At 32.5% G+C, this 23,703-nt stretch carries 23 protein-coding genes; 10 read left to right on the top strand and 13 right to left on the bottom strand.

Annotation, left to right across the window (positions count from 1 at the left end):
• Positions 1–32 precede the first annotated feature (32 nt).
• On the top strand, positions 33–590 hold the full coding sequence (locus ACIDC4_RS03480; RefSeq protein ID WP_230036701.1) for a DUF4956 domain-containing protein: 558 nt from the start codon (positions 33–35) through the stop codon (positions 588–590).
• On the opposite strand, the gene ACIDC4_RS03475 is transcribed toward ACIDC4_RS03480, so the two are convergent.
• Positions 591–2,468, bottom strand: coding sequence for a PEP/pyruvate-binding domain-containing protein (locus ACIDC4_RS03475; RefSeq protein WP_412041763.1), 1,878 nt, complete (start codon positions 2,466–2,468; stop codon positions 591–593).
• 143 nt (positions 2,469–2,611) lie between these two features.
• On the opposite strand from ACIDC4_RS03475, the gene mnmA reads away from it, so the two are divergent.
• The 5 genes from mnmA to ACIDC4_RS03450 all read left to right on the top strand — a co-directional run bounded on the left by mnmA (position 2,612) and on the right by ACIDC4_RS03450 (position 7,185).
• The gene (gene mnmA, locus ACIDC4_RS03470) at positions 2,612–3,799 is read left to right on the top strand and encodes a tRNA 2-thiouridine(34) synthase MnmA (protein WP_412041762.1); all 1,188 of its coding nucleotides are present in this window, start codon (positions 2,612–2,614) and stop codon (positions 3,797–3,799) included.
• A gap of 45 nt (positions 3,800–3,844) precedes the next feature.
• Positions 3,845–5,446, top strand: a complete 1,602-nt coding sequence (locus ACIDC4_RS03465) for a S8 family serine peptidase (protein ID WP_412041761.1) — start codon at positions 3,845–3,847, stop codon at positions 5,444–5,446.
• 12 nt (positions 5,447–5,458) lie between these two features.
• Positions 5,459–6,403 (top strand): NAD(P)H-dependent flavin oxidoreductase, encoded by a 945-nt coding sequence (locus tag ACIDC4_RS03460; protein WP_412041760.1) that lies wholly within the window; start codon positions 5,459–5,461, stop codon positions 6,401–6,403.
• Positions 6,404–6,423: 20 nt separating this feature from the next.
• A complete protein-coding gene (locus ACIDC4_RS03455; protein ID WP_412041759.1) occupies positions 6,424–6,834 on the top strand; it encodes a hypothetical protein in 411 nt (136 codons plus the stop codon).
• Between the two features lie 168 nt (positions 6,835–7,002).
• Positions 7,003–7,185: a hypothetical protein gene (locus ACIDC4_RS03450; RefSeq protein WP_230036714.1), complete on the top strand. Its 183-nt coding sequence runs from the start codon at positions 7,003–7,005 to the stop codon at positions 7,183–7,185.
• Positions 7,186–7,286: 101 nt separating this feature from the next.
• On the opposite strand, the gene ACIDC4_RS03445 is transcribed toward ACIDC4_RS03450, so the two are convergent.
• The gene (locus ACIDC4_RS03445) at positions 7,287–7,724 is read right to left on the bottom strand and encodes a DUF4268 domain-containing protein (RefSeq protein ID WP_230036717.1); all 438 of its coding nucleotides are present in this window, start codon (positions 7,722–7,724) and stop codon (positions 7,287–7,289) included.
• 91 nt (positions 7,725–7,815) lie between these two features.
• On the opposite strand from ACIDC4_RS03445, the gene ACIDC4_RS03440 reads away from it, so the two are divergent.
• Together ACIDC4_RS03440 and ACIDC4_RS03435 are read left to right on the top strand one after the other, a co-directional pair.
• Positions 7,816–8,472 (top strand): NUDIX hydrolase, encoded by a 657-nt coding sequence (locus ACIDC4_RS03440; protein WP_412041758.1) that lies wholly within the window; start codon positions 7,816–7,818, stop codon positions 8,470–8,472.
• Positions 8,473–8,592: 120 nt separating this feature from the next.
• Positions 8,593–9,423, top strand: coding sequence for a lysophospholipid acyltransferase family protein (locus tag ACIDC4_RS03435; RefSeq protein WP_194615385.1), 831 nt, complete (start codon positions 8,593–8,595; stop codon positions 9,421–9,423).
• 88 nt (positions 9,424–9,511) lie between these two features.
• Here ACIDC4_RS03435 and ACIDC4_RS03430 read toward each other — a convergent pair whose 3' ends face one another.
• The 3 genes from ACIDC4_RS03430 to ACIDC4_RS03420 all read right to left on the bottom strand — a co-directional run bounded on the left by ACIDC4_RS03430 (position 9,512) and on the right by ACIDC4_RS03420 (position 11,874).
• Entirely contained in the window at positions 9,512–10,144 is a 633-nt protein-coding gene (locus tag ACIDC4_RS03430; RefSeq protein ID WP_412041757.1) for a hypothetical protein, read from the bottom strand.
• A gap of 8 nt (positions 10,145–10,152) precedes the next feature.
• Positions 10,153–10,647, bottom strand: coding sequence for an RNA polymerase sigma factor (locus tag ACIDC4_RS03425; RefSeq protein WP_089481356.1), 495 nt, complete (start codon positions 10,645–10,647; stop codon positions 10,153–10,155).
• Positions 10,648–10,812: 165 nt separating this feature from the next.
• Positions 10,813–11,874 carry a DUF3810 domain-containing protein gene (locus ACIDC4_RS03420; protein ID WP_412041756.1) on the bottom strand — a complete coding sequence of 354 codons (1,062 nt, stop codon included), beginning with the start codon at positions 11,872–11,874 and terminating at the stop codon, positions 10,813–10,815.
• 237 nt (positions 11,875–12,111) lie between these two features.
• Between ACIDC4_RS03420 and ACIDC4_RS03415 the strand changes: the two genes are divergently transcribed.
• The gene (locus tag ACIDC4_RS03415) at positions 12,112–13,572 is read left to right on the top strand and encodes an aminoacyl-histidine dipeptidase (protein ID WP_412041755.1); all 1,461 of its coding nucleotides are present in this window, start codon (positions 12,112–12,114) and stop codon (positions 13,570–13,572) included.
• A 451-nt stretch (positions 13,573–14,023) separates the two neighbouring features.
• Here the strand turns inward: ACIDC4_RS03415 and ACIDC4_RS03410 are convergent, their stop codons facing one another.
• The 7 genes from ACIDC4_RS03410 to ACIDC4_RS03380 all read right to left on the bottom strand — a co-directional run bounded on the left by ACIDC4_RS03410 (position 14,024) and on the right by ACIDC4_RS03380 (position 21,353).
• Positions 14,024–14,530 (bottom strand): hypothetical protein, encoded by a 507-nt coding sequence (locus tag ACIDC4_RS03410; protein ID WP_412041754.1) that lies wholly within the window; start codon positions 14,528–14,530, stop codon positions 14,024–14,026.
• 155 nt (positions 14,531–14,685) lie between these two features.
• Positions 14,686–15,318 (bottom strand): hypothetical protein, encoded by a 633-nt coding sequence (locus ACIDC4_RS03405; protein ID WP_412041753.1) that lies wholly within the window; start codon positions 15,316–15,318, stop codon positions 14,686–14,688.
• Positions 15,319–15,463: 145 nt separating this feature from the next.
• Positions 15,464–16,210, bottom strand: a complete 747-nt coding sequence (locus ACIDC4_RS03400; protein WP_412041752.1) for a hypothetical protein — start codon at positions 16,208–16,210, stop codon at positions 15,464–15,466.
• Between the two features lie 159 nt (positions 16,211–16,369).
• A complete protein-coding gene (locus ACIDC4_RS03395; RefSeq protein ID WP_412041751.1) occupies positions 16,370–17,353 on the bottom strand; it encodes a phosphotransferase in 984 nt (327 codons plus the stop codon).
• Between the two features lie 266 nt (positions 17,354–17,619).
• Positions 17,620–18,393, bottom strand: coding sequence for a carboxypeptidase-like regulatory domain-containing protein (locus tag ACIDC4_RS03390; RefSeq protein WP_412041750.1), 774 nt, complete (start codon positions 18,391–18,393; stop codon positions 17,620–17,622).
• 251 nt (positions 18,394–18,644) lie between these two features.
• Positions 18,645–20,570: a DEAD/DEAH box helicase gene (locus ACIDC4_RS03385; protein WP_412041749.1), complete on the bottom strand. Its 1,926-nt coding sequence runs from the start codon at positions 20,568–20,570 to the stop codon at positions 18,645–18,647.
• A gap of 204 nt (positions 20,571–20,774) precedes the next feature.
• A complete protein-coding gene (locus tag ACIDC4_RS03380; protein ID WP_412041748.1) occupies positions 20,775–21,353 on the bottom strand; it encodes a non-canonical purine NTP diphosphatase in 579 nt (192 codons plus the stop codon).
• 91 nt (positions 21,354–21,444) lie between these two features.
• On the opposite strand from ACIDC4_RS03380, the gene ACIDC4_RS03375 reads away from it, so the two are divergent.
• The gene (locus ACIDC4_RS03375; protein ID WP_412041747.1) at positions 21,445–23,223 is read left to right on the top strand and encodes an ABC transporter ATP-binding protein; all 1,779 of its coding nucleotides are present in this window, start codon (positions 21,445–21,447) and stop codon (positions 23,221–23,223) included.
• On the opposite strand, the gene ACIDC4_RS03370 is transcribed toward ACIDC4_RS03375, so the two are convergent.
• Positions 23,220–23,591, bottom strand: a complete 372-nt coding sequence (locus ACIDC4_RS03370) for a ribosomal maturation YjgA family protein (protein WP_412041746.1) — start codon at positions 23,589–23,591, stop codon at positions 23,220–23,222. The genes ACIDC4_RS03375 and ACIDC4_RS03370 overlap by 4 nt on opposite strands.
• Positions 23,592–23,703 lie beyond the last annotated feature (112 nt).

Below are 23,703 nucleotides of genomic sequence, written 5' to 3'. Positions count from 1 at the left end.
TTTTAAATTTGATTCACTAATAATTTGATTCAATGGAATTAAACGAACTTATAGGGCGGTTTTTATTGTTGTTTTTCTCAATTTTGATTTTGTATTTTTTCTCTAACCGAAAAGATAACGAAACTATAAATCCATTGATGGTTATTGTTGGTCTTTGTACTTTTTCGCTTTGTTATTTGTTTACGAAAATCGAAATAGGAGTGGGGATAGGATTCGGGTTATTTGCGATTTTCTCCATATTAAGATTTAGAACCCAATCTTTTACTGTAAATGCCATCATTTTTCTTTTTGCCACGATAACACTCTCGATTTTAGATATCATGTATCCGTACGAAAAGATCGAAGTGTTGTTGTTTTTTCAATTAATTATTATTGGATTTTACATTGCCGCTTCCATTTTGGTTAGTAAAAAAATCTCTAAGTATTTGAATGTAGTCGATGTGAAAATTCCTTTGGAAGGAGATTTTTCATTAAACAATCAAAACATTCGAAAATCGATTCAGCAAAAGATAAATGTTGAGGATTTTGATTTTAAAATTGTACTGATCAATACCGTTTCTAACGAAATTGATCTTTTAGTTTATTATTGATTATTCATTAAAAGGTCTGACTTGTTTGATGTATAAATCCCTGTTTTCGCCCACAATTTTAAATTCGATATCAACCGGATGATATCTGTTTTTTCTCCAGTAACGATACATTTTAGCTTCAATTTTTTGACTTACAAGAAAAAGGCGGCTCATTTCTTTACGGCTCAGTAAGGGCTCATTATTATTTAAATTAGAATTTGAAGTATAATCGACATCAAAATCGTCATCATCAGTTCCCATATTAAAATGATAGGCAACAAATTGTTCGCAGACTTCTCCTTTTTCTGGTTTTACAACTGAGTTTTCTCCTTTTTGAATGTTCACCGTAATGCCTGGAAAGTTTTTACGGAAAATATTTTTCGTAATTATTACGCCATTTGCGAGTTCATCCGGAAAAGAGCGATGTACTAAAACTCCCATAGCAATATTTCTTTGGTCAATACCAAAAAGTTCTCTTTCTCCATAAGAGCCTTCATTCCATACACTGGCCCAGACTTGTTTAATCGCTTTTTCGAAGGTTTTTGTGCTGTCGCCTACAATTCCGGTTTTTGAGTCGTATAAACCTGCGCCATTAAAATCATCTAAATCTTCGGCATTGGTTGACGAACGGAATCTGAAGTTTTTGAAGGAAGCATTTTTAAAAGTCTCATTTAGCTTTGCAATTAATTGAGGGTTAATTGGTTCTTTTTTTATCGCATCTCTAATTTTTTTTAATTGTTGCTTTACCCAAACTGCCGAATCTTTACGGGTATTTGCTAAAAGCTCATTGATCAAAGGGGAAATAGATTTACTTTGAACGTGCTTTACATAAAAATAAAAGGGAATTGCATGCGCGTTTTCCGGTGTTTTGAATTGAACATCTTTAGAAATTGCAATTAAATACGCTAAGTTTTGTGCTTTTGAACCAATATAATTAATTCCGTTTTTAGGTATTTTACTGAGATCTACTATCGAAGTTACAGTGGTGTCAATAATGAGTTTTTTCTTTTTTGTATTGGCTTTTTGGACTATTTTTTTATTGGTTTCTTTAACGTAAAAAGTATCGATTTCAATCTTTAGTTCTACTTTTCTACCCAATAATCTTTTAAGGTTATTGTCTTTTAATGCATTGGTATAAGCCATAATCGGGATCTTTCTGTTTTTGCCCAAAAGTACCAAATGGCTTAAGGGTGTCTGAAGTTCATTAACAATTATACCTCTTACATTAGGCAAAATATCCGGTGTTCCGTCTACAATTATAATCTCGTCAGAATTTGGTTTTGTACTTTCGAGATCCTTTAGTTTATATTGTTTCAGGATTCCGATATTGGTTCCGGAAACTACTTCCTGATAGGTTATTTCATTAAAAATAAAATCTGATTTCACGCAAGGAATTTTAAATTTATTCTGTTGAAACCATTCCATTTTTTCTGGATTGTTCAAATAGAATTTCAAATTAGAACCTATAAAAGTCGATTGTACGATTAAATTATAAAAGCGCTCAATCAGGGCAATTGGCATATGATCTGAAGCTGCTAATTCGAAAACCCATTTATCAGTTCCTTTAATATGATTTAGATTTCCTAGCAAATAATTTCTGTTTTTATCGGTATCACTGTAATTTTCATTATTAAAAATTTCAAGATCCTGACTGTAACTTAAATAGTTGGTGACAAAATCATAATGTAGCGGAATCAATGTACTATCGAAGTAATACATTTTTTGTTTTTTTAGATCGTAAACAATTTTTACCGATTCGATATTCGAAAATTTGTCTGATAACGGTTTGCCTCTAAAAGCCTTATAAGCTTCGTAATTAGACAAAGTAGCGCTGTATCTTTGTGCATTTAAAGAAGTTATGATAAGCAGAAAAATAAAACTACAAATGTATTTGTGCATGACATTTTTATTGATCATTAAAAGTAATTAAAAAAAGCAATCAATTTTATCTACCACGCCATTATATAAACTAATGAAAACTACCGCTATTATCAAAAATAGGACTTATCTTTGCACCCTTGTAAAAATATAAACGATTTAGAATGAAACGTGTAGTTGTTGGACTTTCCGGTGGAGTAGATTCGAGTGTTGCTGCTTATTTATTGCAACAGCAGGGATACGAAGTTATTGGCCTTTTTATGAAAAACTGGCATGATGATTCGGTTACTATTTCTAATGAATGTCCTTGGTTAGAGGATAGTAATGACGCTTTATTAGTAGCTGAAAAACTCGGAATACCGTTTCAAACTGTCGATTTGAGCGAAGAATACAAAGAAAAAATCGTTGACTATATGTTCAATGAATATGAAAAAGGAAGAACTCCAAATCCTGACGTACTTTGTAATCGTGAAATCAAATTTGATGTATTCATGAAAATTGCTTTAAGTCTTGGTGCTGATTACGTAGCAACAGGCCATTATTGTCAAAAAAATGAAATCGAAGTAGATGGAAAACCAGTTTATCAATTGATTGCCGGTGCTGATAACAACAAAGATCAATCGTATTTTTTATGTCAGTTGTCACAAGATCAGCTGGCAAAATCTTTATTCCCAATTGGTGCTTTAACAAAACCTGAAGTACGCGAAATCGCTGCCGAAATGGATTTGGTAACAGCCGAAAAGAAAGATTCACAAGGATTATGTTTTATTGGAAAAGTTCGTTTACCGGAATTCCTGCAACAAAAATTGCAGCCTAAAGACGGTAAAATTGTTCAGATCGATAAAAACGATCCAATTTATGCTATCGAAAAACCTGCTGGATTATCATTGCAGGAAGAACTGAAATTAGAAGCTAAAAAACGTGATTATCTGCCAACAATGGGTAAAGTAGTTGGTAAGCATCAAGGTGCGCATTATTTTACAGTGGGACAACGTAAAGGTTTGAATGTAGGCGGAACAACAGATCCGTTATTTATAATCGCTACAGACGTTGAAACCAATACCATTTATACTGGTTTAACAAGTCAGCATCCTGGATTGTTTAAAAAAGCTTTGTTTATAGAAAAATCTGAAGTACACTGGATTCGTACTGATTTGGCTTTGCAAGTTGGTGAAACTATGGAAGTAATGGCGAGAATTCGTTACCGCCAGCCTTTGCAGAAAGCAACTTTACACCAATTTGAAGACGGAATGTATGTTGAGTTTGAAGAGCCACAATCAGCTATTACTGAAGGTCAGTTTGCGGCTTGGTATTTCGATAATGAATTAGTTGGTTCGGGAGTAATTTCATAGCTTTATACTTTTTTACAAAGGTTTTGCCTTTTAAAAAAGTAAATTATGAAATACTATTTTACGTTTCTTTTATTGGTAGTTTATTGTGTGATGTTTTCGCAAGAAGATGCGTGGGTCTATTTTAAGGGCAAGCCAAGCGCACAAACGTATTTAGATAATCCATTAACGATGCTTACGCAACGTGCGCTGGATCGAAGAACCAACCAGAATATTTCCTTAAATCTTACCGATGTTCCTTTAGAAGCTGCCTATATCAATCAGGTAAAACTAAATTCAGGAATAACCGTAATGGCACAATCGAAATGGTTGAATGCGCTTCATATTCGCGGAACTCAAACTAATATTTTATCTTTAAAATTATTATCATTTGTAGATAAAGTAGTTTTTGCGAATAAAAACCTGAATACAACTTCTAGAAAAGTTTCAGAAAATCAGGTCTTTCAATCAAAAGATAAACTCAAAACAACAATCAATTATAGTTACGGATCTTCTGCCAATCAGATTCAAATGCTTAACGGTCAGGTTTTGCATCAACAAAATTATACTGGTTCAGGAAAAATAATAGCCGTTTTGGATGCTGGTTTTCCGGGAGTAAATACGGCTCAGCCTTTCAGGAAACTTATCGATAACAATCAAATATTAGGCGGTTACGATTTTGTGAATAGAAACAATGATTTCTATACTGGCGATGACCACGGTACAATGGTACTTTCTACAATGGGCGGCTACAAAGAAAATGCTTTAGTTGGTACTGCTCCAGATGCATCGTATTACTTATTTATTACCGAATACGATCCTACAGAAAACCCTGTAGAAGAGTCCTATTGGGTCGAAGCGGCAGAGGAAGCAGATCGTTTGGGAGTTGATATTATTACGACTTCTTTAGGGTATTTTGGTTTTGATAATGCCAATTATAGTCATACTTATAGTGATATGAATGGTACGACGAATTTTATTTCGCGTGGTGCCGAAATTGCTTTTAGTAAAGGAATTGTAGTAGTGGCTTCGGCTGGAAATGAAGGAAATACAGCAGAACCTCATGTAGGTGCTCCGGCAGATGCTGTTTCTGTGATTACAGTTGGTGCTGTTACGGCTTCAAAAACAAAATCGCCCTTTAGTTCTATTGGACCAAGTTATGACTTACGAATTAAACCCGATGTTATGGCGCAGGGAACTGCTGCTGTAATCTCTAATACATCAGGAAATATTACAACGGTGAACGGAACTTCGTTTTCTTGCCCAATTATGGCGGGAATGATTGCTTGTTTGTGGCAGGCTTTCCCATCAAAAACGAATAAAGAAATCAGGCAAATGGTGCTGCAATCTTCAGACCGATATGCTAATCCTGATAATAATTATGGTTACGGAATTCCCAATTTTGGGTTGACTTTAGGAGTAGAAGACTATAAAACCTCAGTTTCTGTTTTTTCTGTATATCCTAATCCGGCTCAAACCACGGTTTCTTTTTTGTTTGAAAACAGTAAAGCTTCTGTTTCAGTTTACTCAGTTTTGGGGCAAAAAATAATCGAAAAACAAATAACCAGTCAAAACCCAATTCTTTCTGTTGAAGCTTTAAAAAGTGGACTCTATTTTTATACTTTTGATGCTGATGGTTTGCACAAAACAGGAAAGATTATCAAACAATAATTACATTTTTGAATGAATAAAATTACACAGCTTTTCAATATAAAATATCCCATTATTCAAGGCGGAATGATCTGGAATAGTGGTTATAAATTAGCTTCGGCAGTTAGTAATGCAGGAGGTTTAGGTTTAATTGGCGCTGGTTCGATGTATCCTGAAGTTTTAAGGCAACATATCCAGAAATGCAAAAAAGCAACTGATAAACCGTTTGGGGTTAATATTCCGATGTTATATCCTAACATCGAAGAAATCATGAATATCGTGATCGAAGAAGGTGTGAAAATCGTTTTTACTTCGGCTGGAAATCCTAAAACCTGGACTTCTTTTTTAAAGGAAAAAGGAATTACAGTTGTACATGTGGTGAGTAGTAGTGTTTTTGCCCTAAAAGCACAAGAAGCCGGAGTTGATGCCATTGTTGCCGAAGGTTTTGAAGCTGGCGGACACAATGGCCGTGATGAAACTACAACATTGACTTTGATTCCGATGGTGAAAGAAAAAATCCAGATACCAATTATTGCGGCCGGCGGAATCGCAACCGGACGCGGAATGCTTGCTACAATGATTCTTGGTGCAGATGGTGTTCAGGTTGGGAGTCGTTTTGCGGCATCGATAGAATCGTCTTCGCACAATAATTTCAAAGAAACAATAGTTAAGGTTAAAGAAGGTGATACACAATTGACATTGAAAGAATTAGCTCCTGTTCGTTTGATTAAGAATAAGTTTTATAATGATGTTCAGGAATTGTATGAAAAATGTCCATCTAAAGAAGATTTAGTGCAGCTTTTAGGAAGAGCACGAGCCAAAAAAGGAATGTTTGAAGGCGATCTTGAAGAAGGCGAACTCGAAATTGGACAAATTGCAGGATTGATTCATGAAATATTACCTGTAGAAAAAATTATTCAAGAAATGATCACCGAATTCGAAATTGCTCGTCAGGAAAACGCTAAATTTGAGTTTTAATTATCTGCATCAAATACAATATGAATTCTATCCGCACCTATATAGTACTATTTTTTTTAGGGCTTTGTTCGCAACAAGCTTACAGCCAAACGTATCAGTTTAAGACTTCGGGATTTAGTGTTTTAGAAAAGAATGAAAGAGGAATATGGGCCGAATGGTCGGATCTTGATTTGGTCAACTTATCAGTTGTTCTGGATACCAATAAACATAGAATTGTAGTCTACTCGCAGGAAATACAGCTTTTTAAGATACTTGATTATATCGAACGTGAAGAAAATGATACTGATATCGTTTACTCTTTTATGTGTAAAGATAATGATGGGCGAGATTGTAAACTATCAATTATTACCCGCAAAAAACAAGATTACAGAAAGCAACTGTATATTAACTACGACGATCATATTATTGTTTATAATATTTTTAGTGTTTAGGTTTTAAAAATAAATTGATATTACCCGTTTTTAGGGTATGACAAATTTCTACAATGCTATAAATTTGATGCTAATAACTTTATTTATACAAAGATTCAATAGAATAATCTTTAAAAACATAAATAAAATATTGGAGAAAAGAAGCAACATTAAAAAAAAACTAATATTATGATTTGGAGTAATTTATTAATTGGAATTTATGTTTTGATTTTAATAGCGAATGGTTATTTCTGGTATAAATACAATAAAAAGGCTTCTGCGGATCAGAAAAAAAAAGAAGGCTGGAATAATTATTACTTAATAGGAACGATTTTTATTCTCACGTTATTATTTCAAAAAATGGGTTGGTAAATAATAGTCTTAACTATTTAAAAACAATAAACCCGACAGATTTCAAACCTATCGGGTTAATATAAAACTTAGCGACTTAGCATCTCAGCATCTTAGAAACTTTAAGAATCAATATCCTTGATAAAGTCATCATACTCCAGGTAAAACATTTCGAGAGCATTCATTTTTTCGAAAAAGAAATCAAAAATAGTGTCCCAATTATTGCGGTTGCTGAAACCTACACCTTGTATTTCAGTCCAGATTCTGCTGATGGTTTTTCCGCTTTCCAGAGTATAATTTTTTTCGAAAACCAGATCTTTAATAAATTCCTCTTCCAGAATATTTTTTAGAGCTTCTAATTTTTCAAAATAAGCATTTCTTTTTTCATCGCTTCTTTGTTCGATGTCAATTAAAACCTGAGCTTTTTTATTGTCTACATAAAACTTAAAAGAGAAATCTTTAATCTTGGTATCATACAATACCCATTTACGAGGATATTTTTCGGCGAAAGCCACCCAAAATTCTCTTTTTATTCTTTGTGATTCTTCTTTACTGTACATTTTTATGGCTTTGATTTTAGAAAGCTTGTAGAAACGCGTTTTCTAAACTATATTTATATTTTATTTGAAAATACAAAAATAAACTTTGAATATGGATTTTCAAGATTTTTTACAATATGTTCCTAATTTAATTCCAGTTGAACTACCGGCAGTCGCCTCACATATAAAAATGGCTCCAAAAGAGCGCATAGAAGCCTTAAAGAATTTAGATTTAAAAATAGAAAATCCGCGTATTGCTGCTGTAATGATGTTGTTTTATCCAAAAAATGAAAAAACTCATTTAGTGCTAATTGTTCGTAATGCTTATAACGGAGTTCATTCTTCGCAAATTGCTTTCCCTGGAGGAAAATACGAAACAACGGATTCAGATTATCAGGAAACAGCACTGAGGGAAACTCACGAAGAAGTGGGTGTTGCTCCCGAGAAAATAGAGGTAGTAAAGCATTTTACCCCAATGTATATTCCGCCAAGCAATTTTTTGGTGCATCCGTTTTTAGGCATTGCCAAAGAAGAGCTTTTGTTTTATCCTGATATTAGGGAAGTTGCTGATATTATAGAATTACCTTTGTCTGTATTTTTAAACGATGAAATTATTGTCGAAGCCACATTGTCAACTTCTTATGCCAATAACATTTTAGTTCCTGCATTTAATATTCAAAATCATATTGTTTGGGGGGCAACGGCTATGATTTTAAGCGAATTGAGAGATGTCCTGAAAAGTGTTTTTGAAGAAAATTTGTTAAAGTAGAAATTTAACAATTTGATATTCATTATAATAACAATTTATTTCCGAAATTGCTTTATAGTTCTGCTAAAAGAATAATTTTTGTATGTTTGCGTTCTAACATAAAAAATACAATAAACAGCTATGGGATTGTTTAAACGAAATCCTTTTGGACATATATTATTCATCAAGAAATGGTTAATCCGTATTTTGGGCACCATGACTCATAGAAGATATAGGGGTTTTAATGACTTACAGATTGAAGGGTCTGAAATCATTAAAACGCTTCCGGATACAAATGTTTTGTTTATATCAAATCACCAAACTTATTTTGCCGATGTTGTTGCGATGTTTCATGTCTTTAACGCAAGTTTAAGCGGACGTCAGGATACTATTAAGAATATTGGTTATCTGTGGCAACCTAAGATGAATATTTATTATGTGGCGGCCAAAGAAACGATGCAAGCAGGTTTATTGCCAAGAATTTTAGCTTACGTTGGAGCTATTACGGTCGAAAGAACCTGGCGTTCGAAAGGTGTTGATGTTACAGAAAAACGCGAGGTTAACCCAAATGATACTGAAAACATAAGGATTGCACTTGAAGATGGCTGGGTAATTACGTTTCCGCAAGGAACTACAAAATCGTTTAAACCGGTTCGTAAAGGAACTGCACATATTATAAAACAACATAAACCTATTGTAATTCCTATTGTTATTGACGGTTTCCGTCGTTCGTTTGATAAAAAAGGATTACGAATGAAGAAAAAAGGAATTCTGCAATCTTTCATCATCAAAGAACCTCTCGATATTGATTATGAAAACGATACAATTGATGAAATTGTTGAAAAAGTAGAATACGCTATCGAACAGCATCCATCATTTTTGAAAGTTATTCCAGCCGAAGAAATCAAAGTAGAGGAAGAACTTAACGAAATGAGAAGATGGAGTTATAAAGCTTCTGAAAGCGAACATTAATAAAACTTTCAGTAAAGTTTCAAAAAAAACCTTAGAGCCTTAGTGTCTTAAAATCTTAGCAACTTTAAAAAAGCTTTATACCCTTTACTTAAAAATCAATTTTCTTCAACTCTTTATAATTAGCATATAATCTTCGCAGTAAGGTTCCGTAAAGTAATCTGTAAATACACCAGAATATACCTAGTAAACCTAATATTATTAGAATTAAAATTCCCAAAGTAAAGAACATTGCTTTCCCGTCTGCGGCTAATTTTTCCCTTAAAAACGCCATGTCCGGATTATAAACAAAAGTGATGAAATAGCTAAATATACAGATGATAACAAGCATTCCTAAGTTGTACCATACATAATACTGAACTATTTTTCGGGTTCTTAAAATAGCACTCATTAGCATTTTTGTAGCGACGGTTGTTGAAATTGTTTTATAGTTTTTATAGAAATTAATCACAAAAAACAGCACAACTACGTAATTGAAATAAGTTAAAATGTCAAGGGCTAAGACAATTTCCGGATGATTCATTTTTCGCAATAAATCATCAGTATTGATAAATAAGTTAGAGAAGGTCCAAAATATGAATTCCAAAATGCTGATAACCAGAATCCACTTCACGGTTGAAGAAGATTGTTTATGAATCATTTTGTAGATTTCTGTTTCAGAAATTTGTTGAAAAGAATCCGAGTTCTTTTTCCAGTCTTTTTTTAATAAATCCAGTTCTTTCATAATAATTTTTAAGGATTTAATATTTTTTTAAGTTTCCCTTTAATTCTGTTCATTTTCACACGTGCATTCACTTCGCTGATTCCCAGGGTTTCGGCTATTTCTTGATAATCTTTGTCTTCTAAATACATAAAAACTAATGCTTTTTCGATGTCGTTAAGCTGATAAACGGCTTTGTACATCAATTTAATCTGTTCTTCTTCTTCATAATTGTAATCGACATCTTTTATAAAATGCTGATGACTCTCGTACTCTACAGTCGATACGGTTCGTTTGGTTTTTCGATATAAGGTAATGGCGGTATTCAAGGCAACGCGATACGTCCAGGTCGAAAATTTACTATCGCCTCTAAATTTAGGATAAGCTTTCCATAACTGAATGGTGATTTCCTGAAACAAGTCTTTATGAGCATCTTCGCCGGCAGTATATAACCTACAAATCTTGTGGATTATATTCTGATTTGCCTGCAATTGCGCAACAAATGACTGTTCTAGATTTTCGCTCATAAAGTATTAGTAGTGTTAAAATCACTTTTGTTACAAACTCTTTTGCTTTTTTGCCACGAATTGCGCAAATTTCCCGAATTACGGCAAGCTTATTAATTAGTAGAATATTTAAAATTTGTTTTTAAATTATAAAAATCCGTTTAATCCGTATCCGTGAGCTAATTTTTATAATTCGCGCGTTTTGTAATAATTCACCATTAGGTCTACAAATTTGCTATATCCTTCCATTCCGTCCTTTTGATTATTTGTTTTTAAGAAATTATCATAAAAAACATGAAAACCTTTATCTATAAAAGTATCATATTGTTTCCAGAAATCCTGACTTTCCTGATAGTTTTTTAAAATACCAACATGAACGGTTTTCTTTAATTGTTTGAATATTTTTTCATCTTTCGCTTGCCAGATGCCTAAACAATAACGCAAAGCAAAACTATATCCTGAATATTGATAATATAAATTGTCATTTTTAACAGATGATAAAACGCCAATAAAGTTGCATTCACTTTCACTGGCAAATCCCATTTGGTGTGCCATTTCATGACAGCTAGTAAGTGGGAAATTATACATTGGTAATAAATCATTTACCTGAGCTTCATTCGTAAAGGGATTCAAATATCCGCCAAATCCCATATAAGTTAAAGGCAGGCTGAAAAGAGATTTCTTAACGCTTAAAATTTCATATTTAAAATAAGAATGTTCTTTTGCTAGATTTTCATATCCTTTAAGATTCATCTGAAAAGCTTGTTCCTGTGAATAGGGGAAAACGATTTTGGTGCTGTCATTTTTAGTAATTTGAAACTGAATTTCATTTGTTTTTGCAATAAGCTTTTTGGTAAAAGCCAATAATTCAGCATCTGTATATTCTCTTTGAATTTTCATTTTTTCGAAAAGAGGTTTTCTGTAATAGTTGAATGCCCATAGCAAATGAAAGAAAAAGTAGAATATAGATAATACGCTCAAAGCTTTAAGAAGATTGTCTTTCCATTGTAATTTCCAGGTTTTGCGGGTTTTCCAAATCCATCGAATCAAAAGTATAATCAGTAAAGAATAAATGCAATCTCCCACAGAAAACGGAATTCTGCCTAAAACAATTCTTGAAAAATGAGAGATTTTTATATATAATCCGTTGCTGTAAAATCGTTCTATAAATTCAGGAAAAAAGCGCAGAATTTTTAAGAGGATAATTTGAATTATTAGAAATAAAGGAAGAAGATATTTTGATTTCACAGTTTAAATTTTGGATACGTAAATATAAATACAATATTGATTGATAAAAAAAGTTAGCAACAAATTCCGGGAACTTTCAGTAATTATTAGTTTATAATTTTACAAAATAAGATAGTATTTGTGAAATTGTATTTTAATTTCAATAAGATTAGTGCTAATTCGTGAAATTCGTGGCGGAAAAAAATATAAACTTTGTAACTTTGGGACTCTTAATTGTTAAACTTCAAACAAAATATAATGAGTCAGGAAATAAGAAATCTGGAACCAAAAGCGCTATGGAATAAATTCGCTGATTTAAACGCCGTTCCGCGTCCGTCAAAGAAAGAAGAACGCGTAATCGAGTTTATGAAAAACTTTGGAAACAGCTTAGGTTTAGAAACTTTTGAAGACGAAATTCGAAATGTAATTATCAGAAAACCGGCAACTCCGGGAATGGAAAATCGCAAAGCAATCGTTATGCAAGGGCATCTTGATATGGTGCACCAAAAAAATGCAGATACTGTTTTTGATTTCGATACTCAAGGAATCGACATGTATGTAGACGGTGACTGGGTTCGTGCCCGTGGTACAACTCTTGGTGCTGATAATGGGTTAGGAGTAGCGACAATTATGGCTATTCTTGAAAGCAAAGATATTCCGCATCCTGCTATCGAAGCTTTGTTTACTATTGATGAAGAAACCGGAATGACGGGAGCTTTAAATTTAAAAGGAGGAATTCTTCAGGGGCAAATTCTTTTGAATTTAGATACAGAAGAAGATGATGAAATTGATATAGGTTGTGCTGGTGGAATCGATGTAACGGCTACAAGAAGCTATAACGAAGAAGAAGTTCCGGAAGGATCAGTTGGACATATTATTACCGTAAAAGGTCTTAATGGAGGTCATTCAGGAATGGATATTCATAAAGGTTTGGGTAATGCCAATAAAATCATGAACCGCTTGTTATTTGATGCTTTTGAAAACTTTGGTTTGCAAGTGGCTGAAATTAACGGAGGAAGTTTAAGAAATGCAATTCCGAGAGAAAGTGTTGCAAAAGTAATTATTTCTGAAATGTTTGATGAAGCGTATATTTTTGATATGCAGGAAATCATCAATGATATCAAAGCGGAATATAAAACGACTGAGCCTAATTTATCGATCGAAATCGTAAAATGCGATTTACCTGAAAAAGTAATGGATTTAGGTGTTCAGGAAGGAATCATCCGCGCTGTTTATGCTGCTCATAATGGAGTTTACAGAATGAGTGCTGATATGGAAGATTTAGTTGAAACCTCAAATAATATTGCCCGTGTTATCGTAAAAGACGGAGAAATATCTATTGGATGTTTAACACGTTCTTCTGTAGAAACTTCAAAATTTGATTTGGCAAATGCATTGCGTTCTGCTTTTGAATTGGTAGGTTGCGAAGTAGAATTATCTGGTTCTTATCCAGGATGGACACCAAATGTAAATTCTGAAATATTAGATACTTTGGTTGGAATCTACGAAAAACAAAACGGTGAAAAACCAAAAGTGGTAGCTTGTCACGCAGGTTTAGAATGTGGAATCTTAGGAACAAATTATCCGAATATGGATATGATTTCTTTTGGGCCGACCATTCACGGTGCGCATTCACCAGATGAAAGAGCTAGTATTTCTTCGGCTCAAAAATATTGGAAATTTGTATTAGAAATTCTTTCGAATATTCCGGTTAAATAAAGTAATCAGTTTTCAGTCACAGTTTTCAGTTTCTCATTGAGACTGAAAACTGCGACTGCGACTGAAAACTAATCTCTCTTAGGACTATTTTTCTTTTCTCTTTTTTCTTCTTTCTTTTCTTTAGCCGTTTTTAACGGTTCTTTTTTTGCTGTTTTTTTAGCATCCTGACTCTTAGCCATAATATCTTGATTTAGTTTGTATTATTTATTTTAATAGTAAATGTAAGGTTTTTTATAATCCTAAAGGCATAAAAAAATCCCCAATTTTTTTAATTGAGGATTTGAGTTTGAGAAAGTATTGATTATTATGTTTTGGTTTTATCGCAGGTTGGTATAAAATTAAGTCTGGTTTTCGGATTTGTCATGCGAGTGATATCGAAAAGGTAAAGCAAATTTTCTAAATATAAAACCATCCTTAAATTCAGTTTAATCCAAATCTTGCCAAACGGCTGTTATACCATGTTTTTCTTAATTTCTCTTTCATATTCTGTTTCAAAACCAAGATAACTAATATCATTTAGTTTTATAATTTCGTTTTCACTCCAATTGGAATCTTCATCAATTAAATGTAATTCAACTGAATCATTTGTTACCCATAATATTTTACCAACAAAAAATGAATCTTCATTATCATAGGTAAAAATTGAAACTATTTCGGATACTAAGCTTTTCAATGATTTCTCTAAATCTTTAAAGTCCTTCAAATTAATGTTAGCCAGCAAACTTTCTGAATTGTCATTTTTCAATTCTGTATAATCTTCTGCTTGCCAAGTTCTATATTTTTCAACGTCACTGTTTTTCACAATAGTATATCCGTCAAACTTTTCGTTTTCTTCGTCAAAATTAAGAAGCATAACTATTTCAGAGTTTGCTACAATACACTTTCCGGTGTAAACAGCGTCTACATTTGGCGCAAGGTCAATATCAATTATTAATCTTTGTTCTGCTATTTCTTCCATTTGCAGTTACGTGTTTAAAATGTGCTATAACGTTCTGGTATTATAGTGGGTTTGAACCTAAATTAAGTCTATTCTGTGGATTTGTCAAATCATCCCAAATGATTTTTTATTAATCCAATTGCCTAAATCCGTTGATTGCTGTTATCAAACGTTTTTTATTTTATCTCATCTATTGGAATGTTCAATAATTCTCCATCATAATGAGCTTTATTATTTTTATAATCCTCTTTTGTAAATGCTCTTAGCTTTTTTTCAGGTTTTAAAAAATCTCCAAAAAATTCTATATTTAATAATTCATTAAACGTCAACGATGTTCTGGAAATCTCAAATTCTGTATTCGGGAATTTTCGAGAATATTGTAGTTCGTCAAAATATTGTCCTTGAAGATATAATGTTTCATTTTCGGATATTTTTATGTAATAACCGGAACCTAAATCATATGTTTCTCTTCTCTTGAATACCTTATCAGTTTTAATCTTTAAAACTTCAACTTTACCATATTTTATTTCGTTTTCGACTTTGGTATTCCAATCGATTTCTCCTTTTTTTATCATCCAATATGTTACAAGTAAAATTGAAATTATTAGTACAGGAATTAAAATTATAAGTTGTGTTTCAGAAGATACTTTTTGAATGAACTTTTCATAAATTAATAATGGTATTAATAATACCAAAATAACTACAATATATTTCTTTCCAAAATTCTCTAAATGTTTCCAAAGTGAATATTTTTTGCTTCGAAGCAGTTTGATTTCTTCGGGATTATATGTGCGTTCTGTTTTTTTCAAAATGTGTGGTGACGTTCTGGTAAGTGGCGATTTTACGAACTTTATAATCGAGTTCTTTCGAATAAGATAAAATTTACTACGAAACTCAAACTTGAATTGATCTCAAAATTCGCAATCTTGCCAAATGGCTGTTATGTGTAGTTTATTATAGGTTTGGAAAAGGAAGTCTGTATGTTAACGAATATTTTTCTCCATTTATTTCGACAGCTTGTTTTTCTTTCATGTTTTTTAAAAGCTCTATAAATTCTTTATAGTATTTCTTGTCTAAATAGATACTATATAAATCTTCATTGCGTTTTACGGTTGATTTACTTTTAATATCATTCCATTCACTATTCCATTTCAACGATTTTTCAGTTGCATAACTATACTTTGTAGCCATAACTTCAAAAGTGTTTGGTAGCCATTCTATCGCTTTTTTGTCTTCGAATTTGATAATCTTGTCATAAACATCAAGAAAGTCTTTTGGTGTTTCTTTTCTTGCTTGATTTTTTAAATTGCGTAATTCTCCATAAACACTTAATTGCCTTACATTATCAAAGTTTAACAGCAAAATATTTGTTGGTTGATCAGTGGCAGTTGATGCTTCTATAAAATCCTTTTGCTTTATCAAATTGTCTGTAATTCCAAACGATTTAATTAATTTTTGAGTTGTTTCTTTGTTATTTGTTACTTCAAAATATTTTGTTTCTTTATCGACAATTTTCTTATAAATGATTTGACCATTTTCGTACAAAGCAAAAGTCGGAACATCAGAGCCAATAACCATAAGCCAAGGATCTGTTTCAATAAGTGCAATTAAAGGACGCCCATATTTTTCCTTATCAGTTTGTCCGGAACAACTTGTCAATACTAAAGCAAATGATAATAATGTTAAAAAATAACTTTTCATAAATAATTTTGGTTAAAGTTGAATATAACGTTTTGATACTATAGCTACTTCAGTACTAAATTAAGCGCATTTTACCGATTTGCCCAATCATACAAATACAAAAACTATTTTCCCATTAAGTCTATTGCTAAAATCAGTTGTAGTGGCTGTTAGCTAAAGTTAATTCTTTGTTTCATAGTATTCCAACCAATTCCTTATTCTTCCAACAAACATTTTTAAATAATTTTCAGTCAAAAATATATTCGACCAATCAAATCTTTGCGCTTGTACTCCAAGATAAAATAAGAAAATTGACGCACCAGCTTCTGGAATTAACTTTATTTCATTTTCTGATAAATGTCTTATTTTTTGGTATCCGTTTAGAAAACTTTTAGCCTTTACTTCATATTCATTTTTGTCGGATTCTATAAAGAATAATTGTTTGCAAAAATAGCCAACATCCAAAATTAATAAACCATTTCCGCAATTATCAAAGTCAAAAATAGTGATTTCATTTTCATTATTAACGCTCAAATTATCATACCAAATATCCAAATGAACTATTCCATTTTGATTTTCTAAAAAACTACATTCTTTTATTCTTTTTGGTATTTTACTACCAATTTCTTTTAAGAATTTCATTTCATCTAAATCTTCTGTAAAAAATGTTTTTAAATAATTATATGAACTATTTAAAAACATTTCAAAATCATAGTTTACTCTGTTAATTTTTTTATTTTCGGTTATATTATGAATTTTAGCCATTAATGAACCAATAGAATAACAAGTTTCATTAGACATAAAGCGAATTTTTTCTCCTTTAGCGTACGAAAATAACACAACATATCTAATTCCTTCTGGGGCATTAATTTCTTGAATAAAATTTCCGTTTTTGTCGACAATTGGATGAGAAACAGATAAAGAATTATTTTTGAGTAAAATTAATAATTCTAATTCTTGTTCAATTTCTTTTTTTGTTCTCCATTTGTAACAATAAACTCTTATAACAAATTTAGTTTCATTATCCGAAATAAAATAAGTATGATTTAAACCTGTTCTAAATAATTTACAAATAAAATTTTCGTTTAGTTGGTATTTTTCAGTTATAAAGAGTCCCAATTCCTTTTCAGATAATGTTGATGCTAATACTGGAAATGTTGTCATTATATTCGAATTTTGTTTAATAGAGGATAGCCACTAAATAGGATGCCTTTGTCTGACAATATCTGTTTTAGTAAAAATCAAATATAACATATTTGTCTTACAGATAATTAAACAGAACCTTAATATTGTTGATTACTTTTCGCAATAACGTGTGGGAGCTATAAGGTCCGCTTTTTTGGAATTAGTAAAAATAAAAAACAGTTTAAAATTAAAATCCCTGACCACTTAGAGTAATCAGGGATTAATTTATTAGAGAACGCTGAACTTTAATTTCGTTTCAGCACTTTATATTGTTCGTAACAACCATTAATGGCGTCCATAATTTGTAAATCATTTGCTGATTGTATAAAGGCTTCAGAATAATTACATCGCTGTAAAATTTCAGGAATTTCGTCTTTGCTAATACCTAATAATACAGAGACGGTTTCGCGATCGTATTTAGATTCTAACAGATTTCGAACCGTATCGTCTTTTCTCATTTCCTTTAATTTCTTGAGTTCTTTCGCATTTTTCCCAAAAAAACCATAGAGCACATCGGCAGGATTAAAAATAGATCCCAATACTTTTCCAAAAGCATTTGGAGAATATTCACCCGCTTCATAACCTTGTGTAAGGCCTGAAATACTATAACGATAGTTTTCTTTAGTCGGAATCAATTTTGAATCGACTTCAAGATATCCTGTTAAACTAAAAGGAGCAATAATAACTTCTTCCAGGGCAATTGCTTTTTCTGTAAGCTGAATTCTGGTCACTTTATTTTTTATCCAGTCATTCGTTACCCTGATTCTAAGGGATTGAAAACCTAAAATCGAAAAGTGAATGGTATCGTTTAGCTGAACATCTATCTCAAAATATCCTTTGGCATCAGATTTTGCACCACGAACTTTGTTGGTGTTGATGATGTTTACATTAGCAAGAGGTTGTTTACTATTATCGTTGATAATGTAACCAGATACTCTTTGAGGTACTGTAGACTCACTGTCTTGCGCAAAACCAATTGTAGATAGTAGTGTAAAAAAGAAAACTGCGAAATATTTCATATCCTGATTTAAAGCACTAAAAGTACTAAATAGGGATTAATTATTTCGCAGTCTTCGAATATAATTATCAGAAAATTAACAAAGCAAGAAGTGTTACTTTGGTATTCAACTAAAAAAGCCTAAGGAGATTTAATCTAAATTGTTTTGAATTAGAAGGCACATCAATTCAGAAGAAGATTCTGAATATAAAAAAATCCCAAATTCCAATTATGTCTGGAATTTGGGATTTTATATTTTAAGATATTGACTTATTAGTCTCTTCTTGGTCTTCTTGGTCTTGGTGAATCACCAAAGCTTTCAGAACGTCTTGGAGCTCTGTCTGAACTACCTTCACTTCTTGGAGCTGAACTTCTAAAACCACCTTCTCTTTTAGGAGCAGATGAGTTTCTGTCGCTTCTGAAACCACCTTCTCTAGGAGCAGAGCTTCTGTCGCTTCTGAAACCTCCACCACCAGAACCTTCACGTCTTGGTCCGAAACTTCCTCCGCCAGAACCTTCTCTTCTTGGTCCTCCAGAGCTTCTTCCGCCACCTGAACGTCCGTTATGGTCACGTCTTCCGCCACCGTCATTTTTAGAAATTTCAACATTAATACGACGTCCTTCTAATTGTACGTTGTTTAATACTTCCATTACTTTTTCAGTGTGCTCAGGATCAGTGTTAAAGAAAGAGAAACCTTCTTTTACATCTACTTTGAAAACGTCATCACGACCTAAGTCTAATGTTTCTTTCAAATAATCTTTAAGTGACATCCAGTCGAAGTTGTCTCTTGAACCGATGTTTACAAAGTAACGAACTGCTCCGTTATTATTGAATTCTCTTGGCTCAGAATCACTTCTTTCACGTCTTTCTCCAGATTGAGTAGAGATATCTCTGTTCTTTTTGTAGTAAGCAATAAAACGGTTAAATTCTACAGATACCATTTTCTTAATCAATTCCTCTTTAGATAAATCTTCAAGAACATTGTTGATTGCTGGTAAGTAGTTGTCAATTTCGTGATCAACTTCAGTATCTTTAATTTTGTTTGCTAAGTGCAACAATTGAATTTCGCAAATCTCAATTCCTGATGGAATTGCTTTTTCTTCAAATTTTTGTTTGATGATTCTTTCGATAGAAGAAATTTTACGCAACTCACTTTTTGTAACAATTACAATAGAAGTTCCTAATTTTCCAGCTCTACCAGTACGTCCGGAACGGTGATTGTAAGTTTCAATCTCGTCAGGAAGTTGGTAATTTACTACGTGAGTAATATTATCAACGTCAATACCACGTGCAGCAACGTCAGTAGCAACAAGCATCTGAATTTGTCTTCCACGGAAAGATTTCATTACACCATCACGTTGCGCCTGAGATAAATCTCCGTGCAATGCAGCAGCGCTGTATCCATCTTCGATTAATTTTTCAGCTACAGCTTGTGTATCTCTTTTAGTACGACAGAAAACCACAGAGAAAATGTCTGGATTTGCATCGGCTAAACGTTTTAAAGCTTCGTAACGATCACGAGCATTTACTAAGTAAAATTCGTGAGAAACTGTTGCAGAACCTGAGTTCTTAGCTCCAACAGTAATTTCTACCGGGTCGCTCATAAATTGTTTTGCAATTCTGGCAACCTCTTGTGGCATAGTTGCAGAGAACAACCATGTACTTTTTTGATCCGGAGTATCTGATAAAATAGATACGATATCCTCATAAAATCCCATGTTCAGCATTTCGTCAGCCTCATCAAGAATACAGTAATCTATATTTTTAATGTTAACCAAACCTCTGTTGATCATGTCTTGCATTCTCCCCGGAGTAGCCACAATAATTTGTGCTCCTCTTTTAATGTCTCTAGCTTGCTCTGTAATACTAGCCCCGCCGTAAACTGCTACCACATTAATACCTTTCTCGTATTTTGCGTAGTTTTTAAGTTCGTTGGTAATCTGTAAACAAAGTTCTCGTGTTGGCGATAAAACTAATGCTTGTGTATTTTTGTTGTCAGCATCAATTTTTTGAATTAGCGGAAAACCGAAAGCTGCCGTTTTCCCTGTCCCTGTCTGAGCCAACGCAACCATATCCGTGTCTTTTTCCAATAATAGGGGAATCGCTTTTTCCTGTACTTCTGACGGATTCTCAAATCCTAGATCTAAAATCGCCTTCAGTAACGATTCATTCAATCCTAATTGTTCAAATTTATTCATATATGTATTTAAAATAGGGTGCAAAATTACTGTTAATTATTCAGATAAACTAATGCTATTTTAAGAATTATGTATTTGTTATGATTTGATTATCAAAAAGTTATGTTTACTGTAGCATGATTTTTGTCTGACAATCCAGAAAATTCGGGAAAAATACGTCGTGAAATATAAATTTTGGACTGTAAAATGTTGTATTCTAAACAATTATTTTGCTGCATTCAGAAAATCAATTAGTTGGTGAGTTGCTTTTGCACGATGACTGATTTTATTTTTAACGTCTGAGGCCAGTTCAGCAAAAGTCTCAGTATAATTTTCCGGTTGAAAAATAGGGTCGTAACCAAAGCCATGATTTCCGGTTTTATCAAGAATAATACTTCCTTTTGCAATTCCGGTAAATAAATGCTGTTTCCCTTTTAAATTTAATGCGATAACAGTTTTAAATTGAGCGCTGCGATCTTCTTTATCAGCTAAAGCTTCCAGAAGTTTACTCATATTATCATCGGCATTACGTTGTTCTCCCGCATATCGTGCAGAATAAACGCCGGGTTCTCCGTTTAAAGCAGTAACTTCTAATCCGGTATCATCTGCAAAACAATCATAACCATACTTTTCAGTTACATAATTGGCTTTCAAAATCGCATTTCCTTCAATTGTATCCGCAGTTTCAGGAATTTCTTCGTGACAGCCAATATCTTCTAAACTTAATAATTGTATCGATCCGTTTAGGATACTTTGAATTTCCTTGATTTTATTAAGATTGTTTGACGCGAAAACCAATTGCATGATGATATGTTTTAAGAGATTATTATTTGGAGTATTTTAAAACACAAATTTAGAATTCTTATATTTGATAGACGACATGAAATAAAAATAAATGCAGATATCATTATTATATAAAAAAATAACTCCTTTTGTTAAGCCATACAGGAAAATGGTGATTGCCACTTTATTGCTTACTTTTTTAGGGTCATTTGCTGCTCAGGTAAACGCATTAATATTAAAGTATACCGTTGATTCTATCAGTAAATTAATGGTAGCGCATGAACCTTTATCAAAAGGATTTCATTTATTAGAAATTATTAGTATTGTATTACTTTCAAAAGAGTTGGTTTATTCATTAGTGCAGTTTGGGCAGAAATTTTACGGAGAAAAGCTGCGAATCTTTATCACCCGGGACATTTCTCAGTCTATAGTCGAAAAAATTCTGACTTACAGAATGGAGTTTTATACTTCTAATGAAAATGAAAGCGGAAAGCTTCAAACAAGAATCGATCTCGGTATTAGTAGTCTTACACGATTGGTTCAGAATTTCTTTATTGATATTCTGCCTTTGTTTGCAAATGCTTTTGTGGCGCTGGCAATTATGTTTTATGCCAATGTTTATGTGGGTTTAGTAAGTTTATGTATTATTCCTATTTATTTTTATATAAGTCAATTGCAAGCTAAAAAGTTGAGTGGTTTTAGACGAAGAATGCGTCATTATCGTGAAACTAAAAATAACGGAATCATAAGTTTAATCGAATCTATAACGGTTATAAAATCGTTTGTTCGGGAACCTATGGAAGCGGATCGACATAAAGATATTCAGTTCGAAATGACCGAAAATCAATTGGAAACCAGAAAGACCAGTTTTATTTTTGAAAGTGTAAAAGGCTTCGTAGAACAAATAGGCGTAGTAATTATCATTATTCTAACCGCTTATTTTGTGCTTAATAATACCATGACAATTGGCGCAATTATGTTTCATATTATGTTGTTCAACAATGTATCTGCGCCCATCAGGCAATTACATCGTATTTATGATGAAGTAAATGATGCCTTGATTTATTCTGAAGGATTCTTCGATATTTTAGAATCAGAAAACGAAAAAGAAACCAGCGGCGATTATATTCCGGAGAAAATAAAAGGACTTATAGAAGTTAAAAACGTCGATTTTATTTATCCAAACGGAACAAAAGCGCTTTGGGATATCAATTTTACTATAAAACCCAATGAAACAACAGCTTTGGTAGGACTCAGCGGTGCCGGAAAAAGCACTATTATCAATTTACTGGATAAGTTTTATTTACCGTCAAGCGGAAAAATTTATCTGGACGGAGTAGATTTAAATGATTACAATACTGATTTTCTTCGTAAAAACATTGGATTGGTATTACAGAAGAACCACATTTTTAAAGGTACAATAGCCGAAAATATTTTATACGGAAAACCTGATGCTACACAATCAGAAATTATTGAAGCCGCCCAACAAGCCTATATTCATGATCAGGTTATGCAATTGCCAAAAGGTTATGATTCAGATGCACATTTACTTTCGGGAGGGCAGCAACAGCGAATTGCTATCGCGAGATTGTTTCTAAAAAATCCGCCAATTATTTTTCTCGATGAACCAACAGCAAGTTTGGATGCAATTGCCACAGAGCAAATAAAAAAATCCCTCGATGCTATTAAAAAAGACAGAACTGTAATTATTATTTCGCACAGTATTTCTCAAATTATCGATGCGGCAAATATCATTGTGTTAGAACAAGGAAGGTGTGTCGAAAAAGGAACTCATGACGAATTGTATGATAATAAATCAGTCTATTATCAAATATTTACGGCAATGGCAAATAGTTTGAATATTGATAAAATCACGCAAACGCTGGATTAAAGTTTGTTTTTTAAAGCGATTCTTTCAATTAAAAAAGCTGTAAAAGTTCCAAAAGTATAAGCGAGAATATCACTCCATAAAAAACCTTGACCAAGAACATATCTTCCAAATAGTGTTTTTCTAAGCTCATTAATCCAATCAGCCTGATAGAGTTGGGAAAACTCAATTGTATAGCAAATCAATAATGCGAAAATCAGAATTTGCGTCGCTTTTTTTTCGATCAATAGTATTCTAATAAAGGTATACATCATCACAGCGTAAAGAAAATCTCCTGTACATAATGGTATCTCATCAAATTCTCTGGAAAAGATTCCAAGAAAAATAATCAATAAGAGAATGATGAAATAATAGAGTCGTTTTCTTTTCAAGTGAAATTATATTTAGAGCAAATTTATATTAAATCTTTTATTTGTAGAGACTCTTGATTTTCTCTTTGTCAAAGTTTTGAACTTTGACAAAGAGGAAAGAGAAGAGAAACTA

This window comes from Flavobacterium sp. C3NV (genome assembly GCF_046825355.2).
In the GTDB taxonomy this organism is placed as follows: Bacteria; Bacteroidota; Bacteroidia; order Flavobacteriales; family Flavobacteriaceae; genus Flavobacterium.
The sequence above is the reverse complement of the archived record's forward strand: the minus strand, read 5'-3'. Positions and strand labels throughout refer to the sequence as shown.

Excerpts from the sequence above, each read along its gene's own strand:
- ACIDC4_RS03440 (WP_412041758.1), top strand. The coding sequence starts at position 7,816 with ATGGATTTTCAAGATTTTTTACAATATGTTCCTAATTTAATTCCAGTT.
- ACIDC4_RS03410 (WP_412041754.1), bottom strand. The coding sequence starts at position 14,530 with ATGGAAGAAATAGCAGAACAAAGATTAATAATTGATATTGACCTTGCG.
- ACIDC4_RS03385 (WP_412041749.1), bottom strand. The coding sequence starts at position 20,570 with ATGAATAAATTTGAACAATTAGGATTGAATGAATCGTTACTGAAGGCG.
- ACIDC4_RS03435 (WP_194615385.1), top strand. The coding sequence starts at position 8,593 with ATGGGATTGTTTAAACGAAATCCTTTTGGACATATATTATTCATCAAG.
- ACIDC4_RS03460 (WP_412041760.1), top strand. The coding sequence starts at position 5,459 with ATGAATAAAATTACACAGCTTTTCAATATAAAATATCCCATTATTCAA.
- ACIDC4_RS03465 (WP_412041761.1), top strand. The coding sequence starts at position 3,845 with ATGAAATACTATTTTACGTTTCTTTTATTGGTAGTTTATTGTGTGATG.
- ACIDC4_RS03450 (WP_230036714.1), top strand. The coding sequence starts at position 7,003 with ATGATTTGGAGTAATTTATTAATTGGAATTTATGTTTTGATTTTAATA.
- mnmA (WP_412041762.1), top strand. The coding sequence starts at position 2,612 with ATGAAACGTGTAGTTGTTGGACTTTCCGGTGGAGTAGATTCGAGTGTT.
- ACIDC4_RS03380 (WP_412041748.1), bottom strand. The coding sequence starts at position 21,353 with ATGCAATTGGTTTTCGCGTCAAACAATCTTAATAAAATCAAGGAAATT.
- ACIDC4_RS03430 (WP_412041757.1), bottom strand. The coding sequence starts at position 10,144 with ATGAAAGAACTGGATTTATTAAAAAAAGACTGGAAAAAGAACTCGGAT.
- ACIDC4_RS03425 (WP_089481356.1), bottom strand. The coding sequence starts at position 10,647 with ATGAGCGAAAATCTAGAACAGTCATTTGTTGCGCAATTGCAGGCAAAT.
- ACIDC4_RS03415 (WP_412041755.1), top strand. The coding sequence starts at position 12,112 with ATGAGTCAGGAAATAAGAAATCTGGAACCAAAAGCGCTATGGAATAAA.
- ACIDC4_RS03475 (WP_412041763.1), bottom strand. The coding sequence starts at position 2,468 with ATGCACAAATACATTTGTAGTTTTATTTTTCTGCTTATCATAACTTCT.
- ACIDC4_RS03445 (WP_230036717.1), bottom strand. The coding sequence starts at position 7,724 with ATGTACAGTAAAGAAGAATCACAAAGAATAAAAAGAGAATTTTGGGTG.
- ACIDC4_RS03375 (WP_412041747.1), top strand. The coding sequence starts at position 21,445 with ATGCAGATATCATTATTATATAAAAAAATAACTCCTTTTGTTAAGCCA.
- ACIDC4_RS03400 (WP_412041752.1), bottom strand. The coding sequence starts at position 16,210 with ATGAAAAGTTATTTTTTAACATTATTATCATTTGCTTTAGTATTGACA.
- ACIDC4_RS03455 (WP_412041759.1), top strand. The coding sequence starts at position 6,424 with ATGAATTCTATCCGCACCTATATAGTACTATTTTTTTTAGGGCTTTGT.
- ACIDC4_RS03480 (WP_230036701.1), top strand. The coding sequence starts at position 33 with ATGGAATTAAACGAACTTATAGGGCGGTTTTTATTGTTGTTTTTCTCA.
- ACIDC4_RS03390 (WP_412041750.1), bottom strand. The coding sequence starts at position 18,393 with ATGAAATATTTCGCAGTTTTCTTTTTTACACTACTATCTACAATTGGT.
- ACIDC4_RS03395 (WP_412041751.1), bottom strand. The coding sequence starts at position 17,353 with ATGACAACATTTCCAGTATTAGCATCAACATTATCTGAAAAGGAATTG.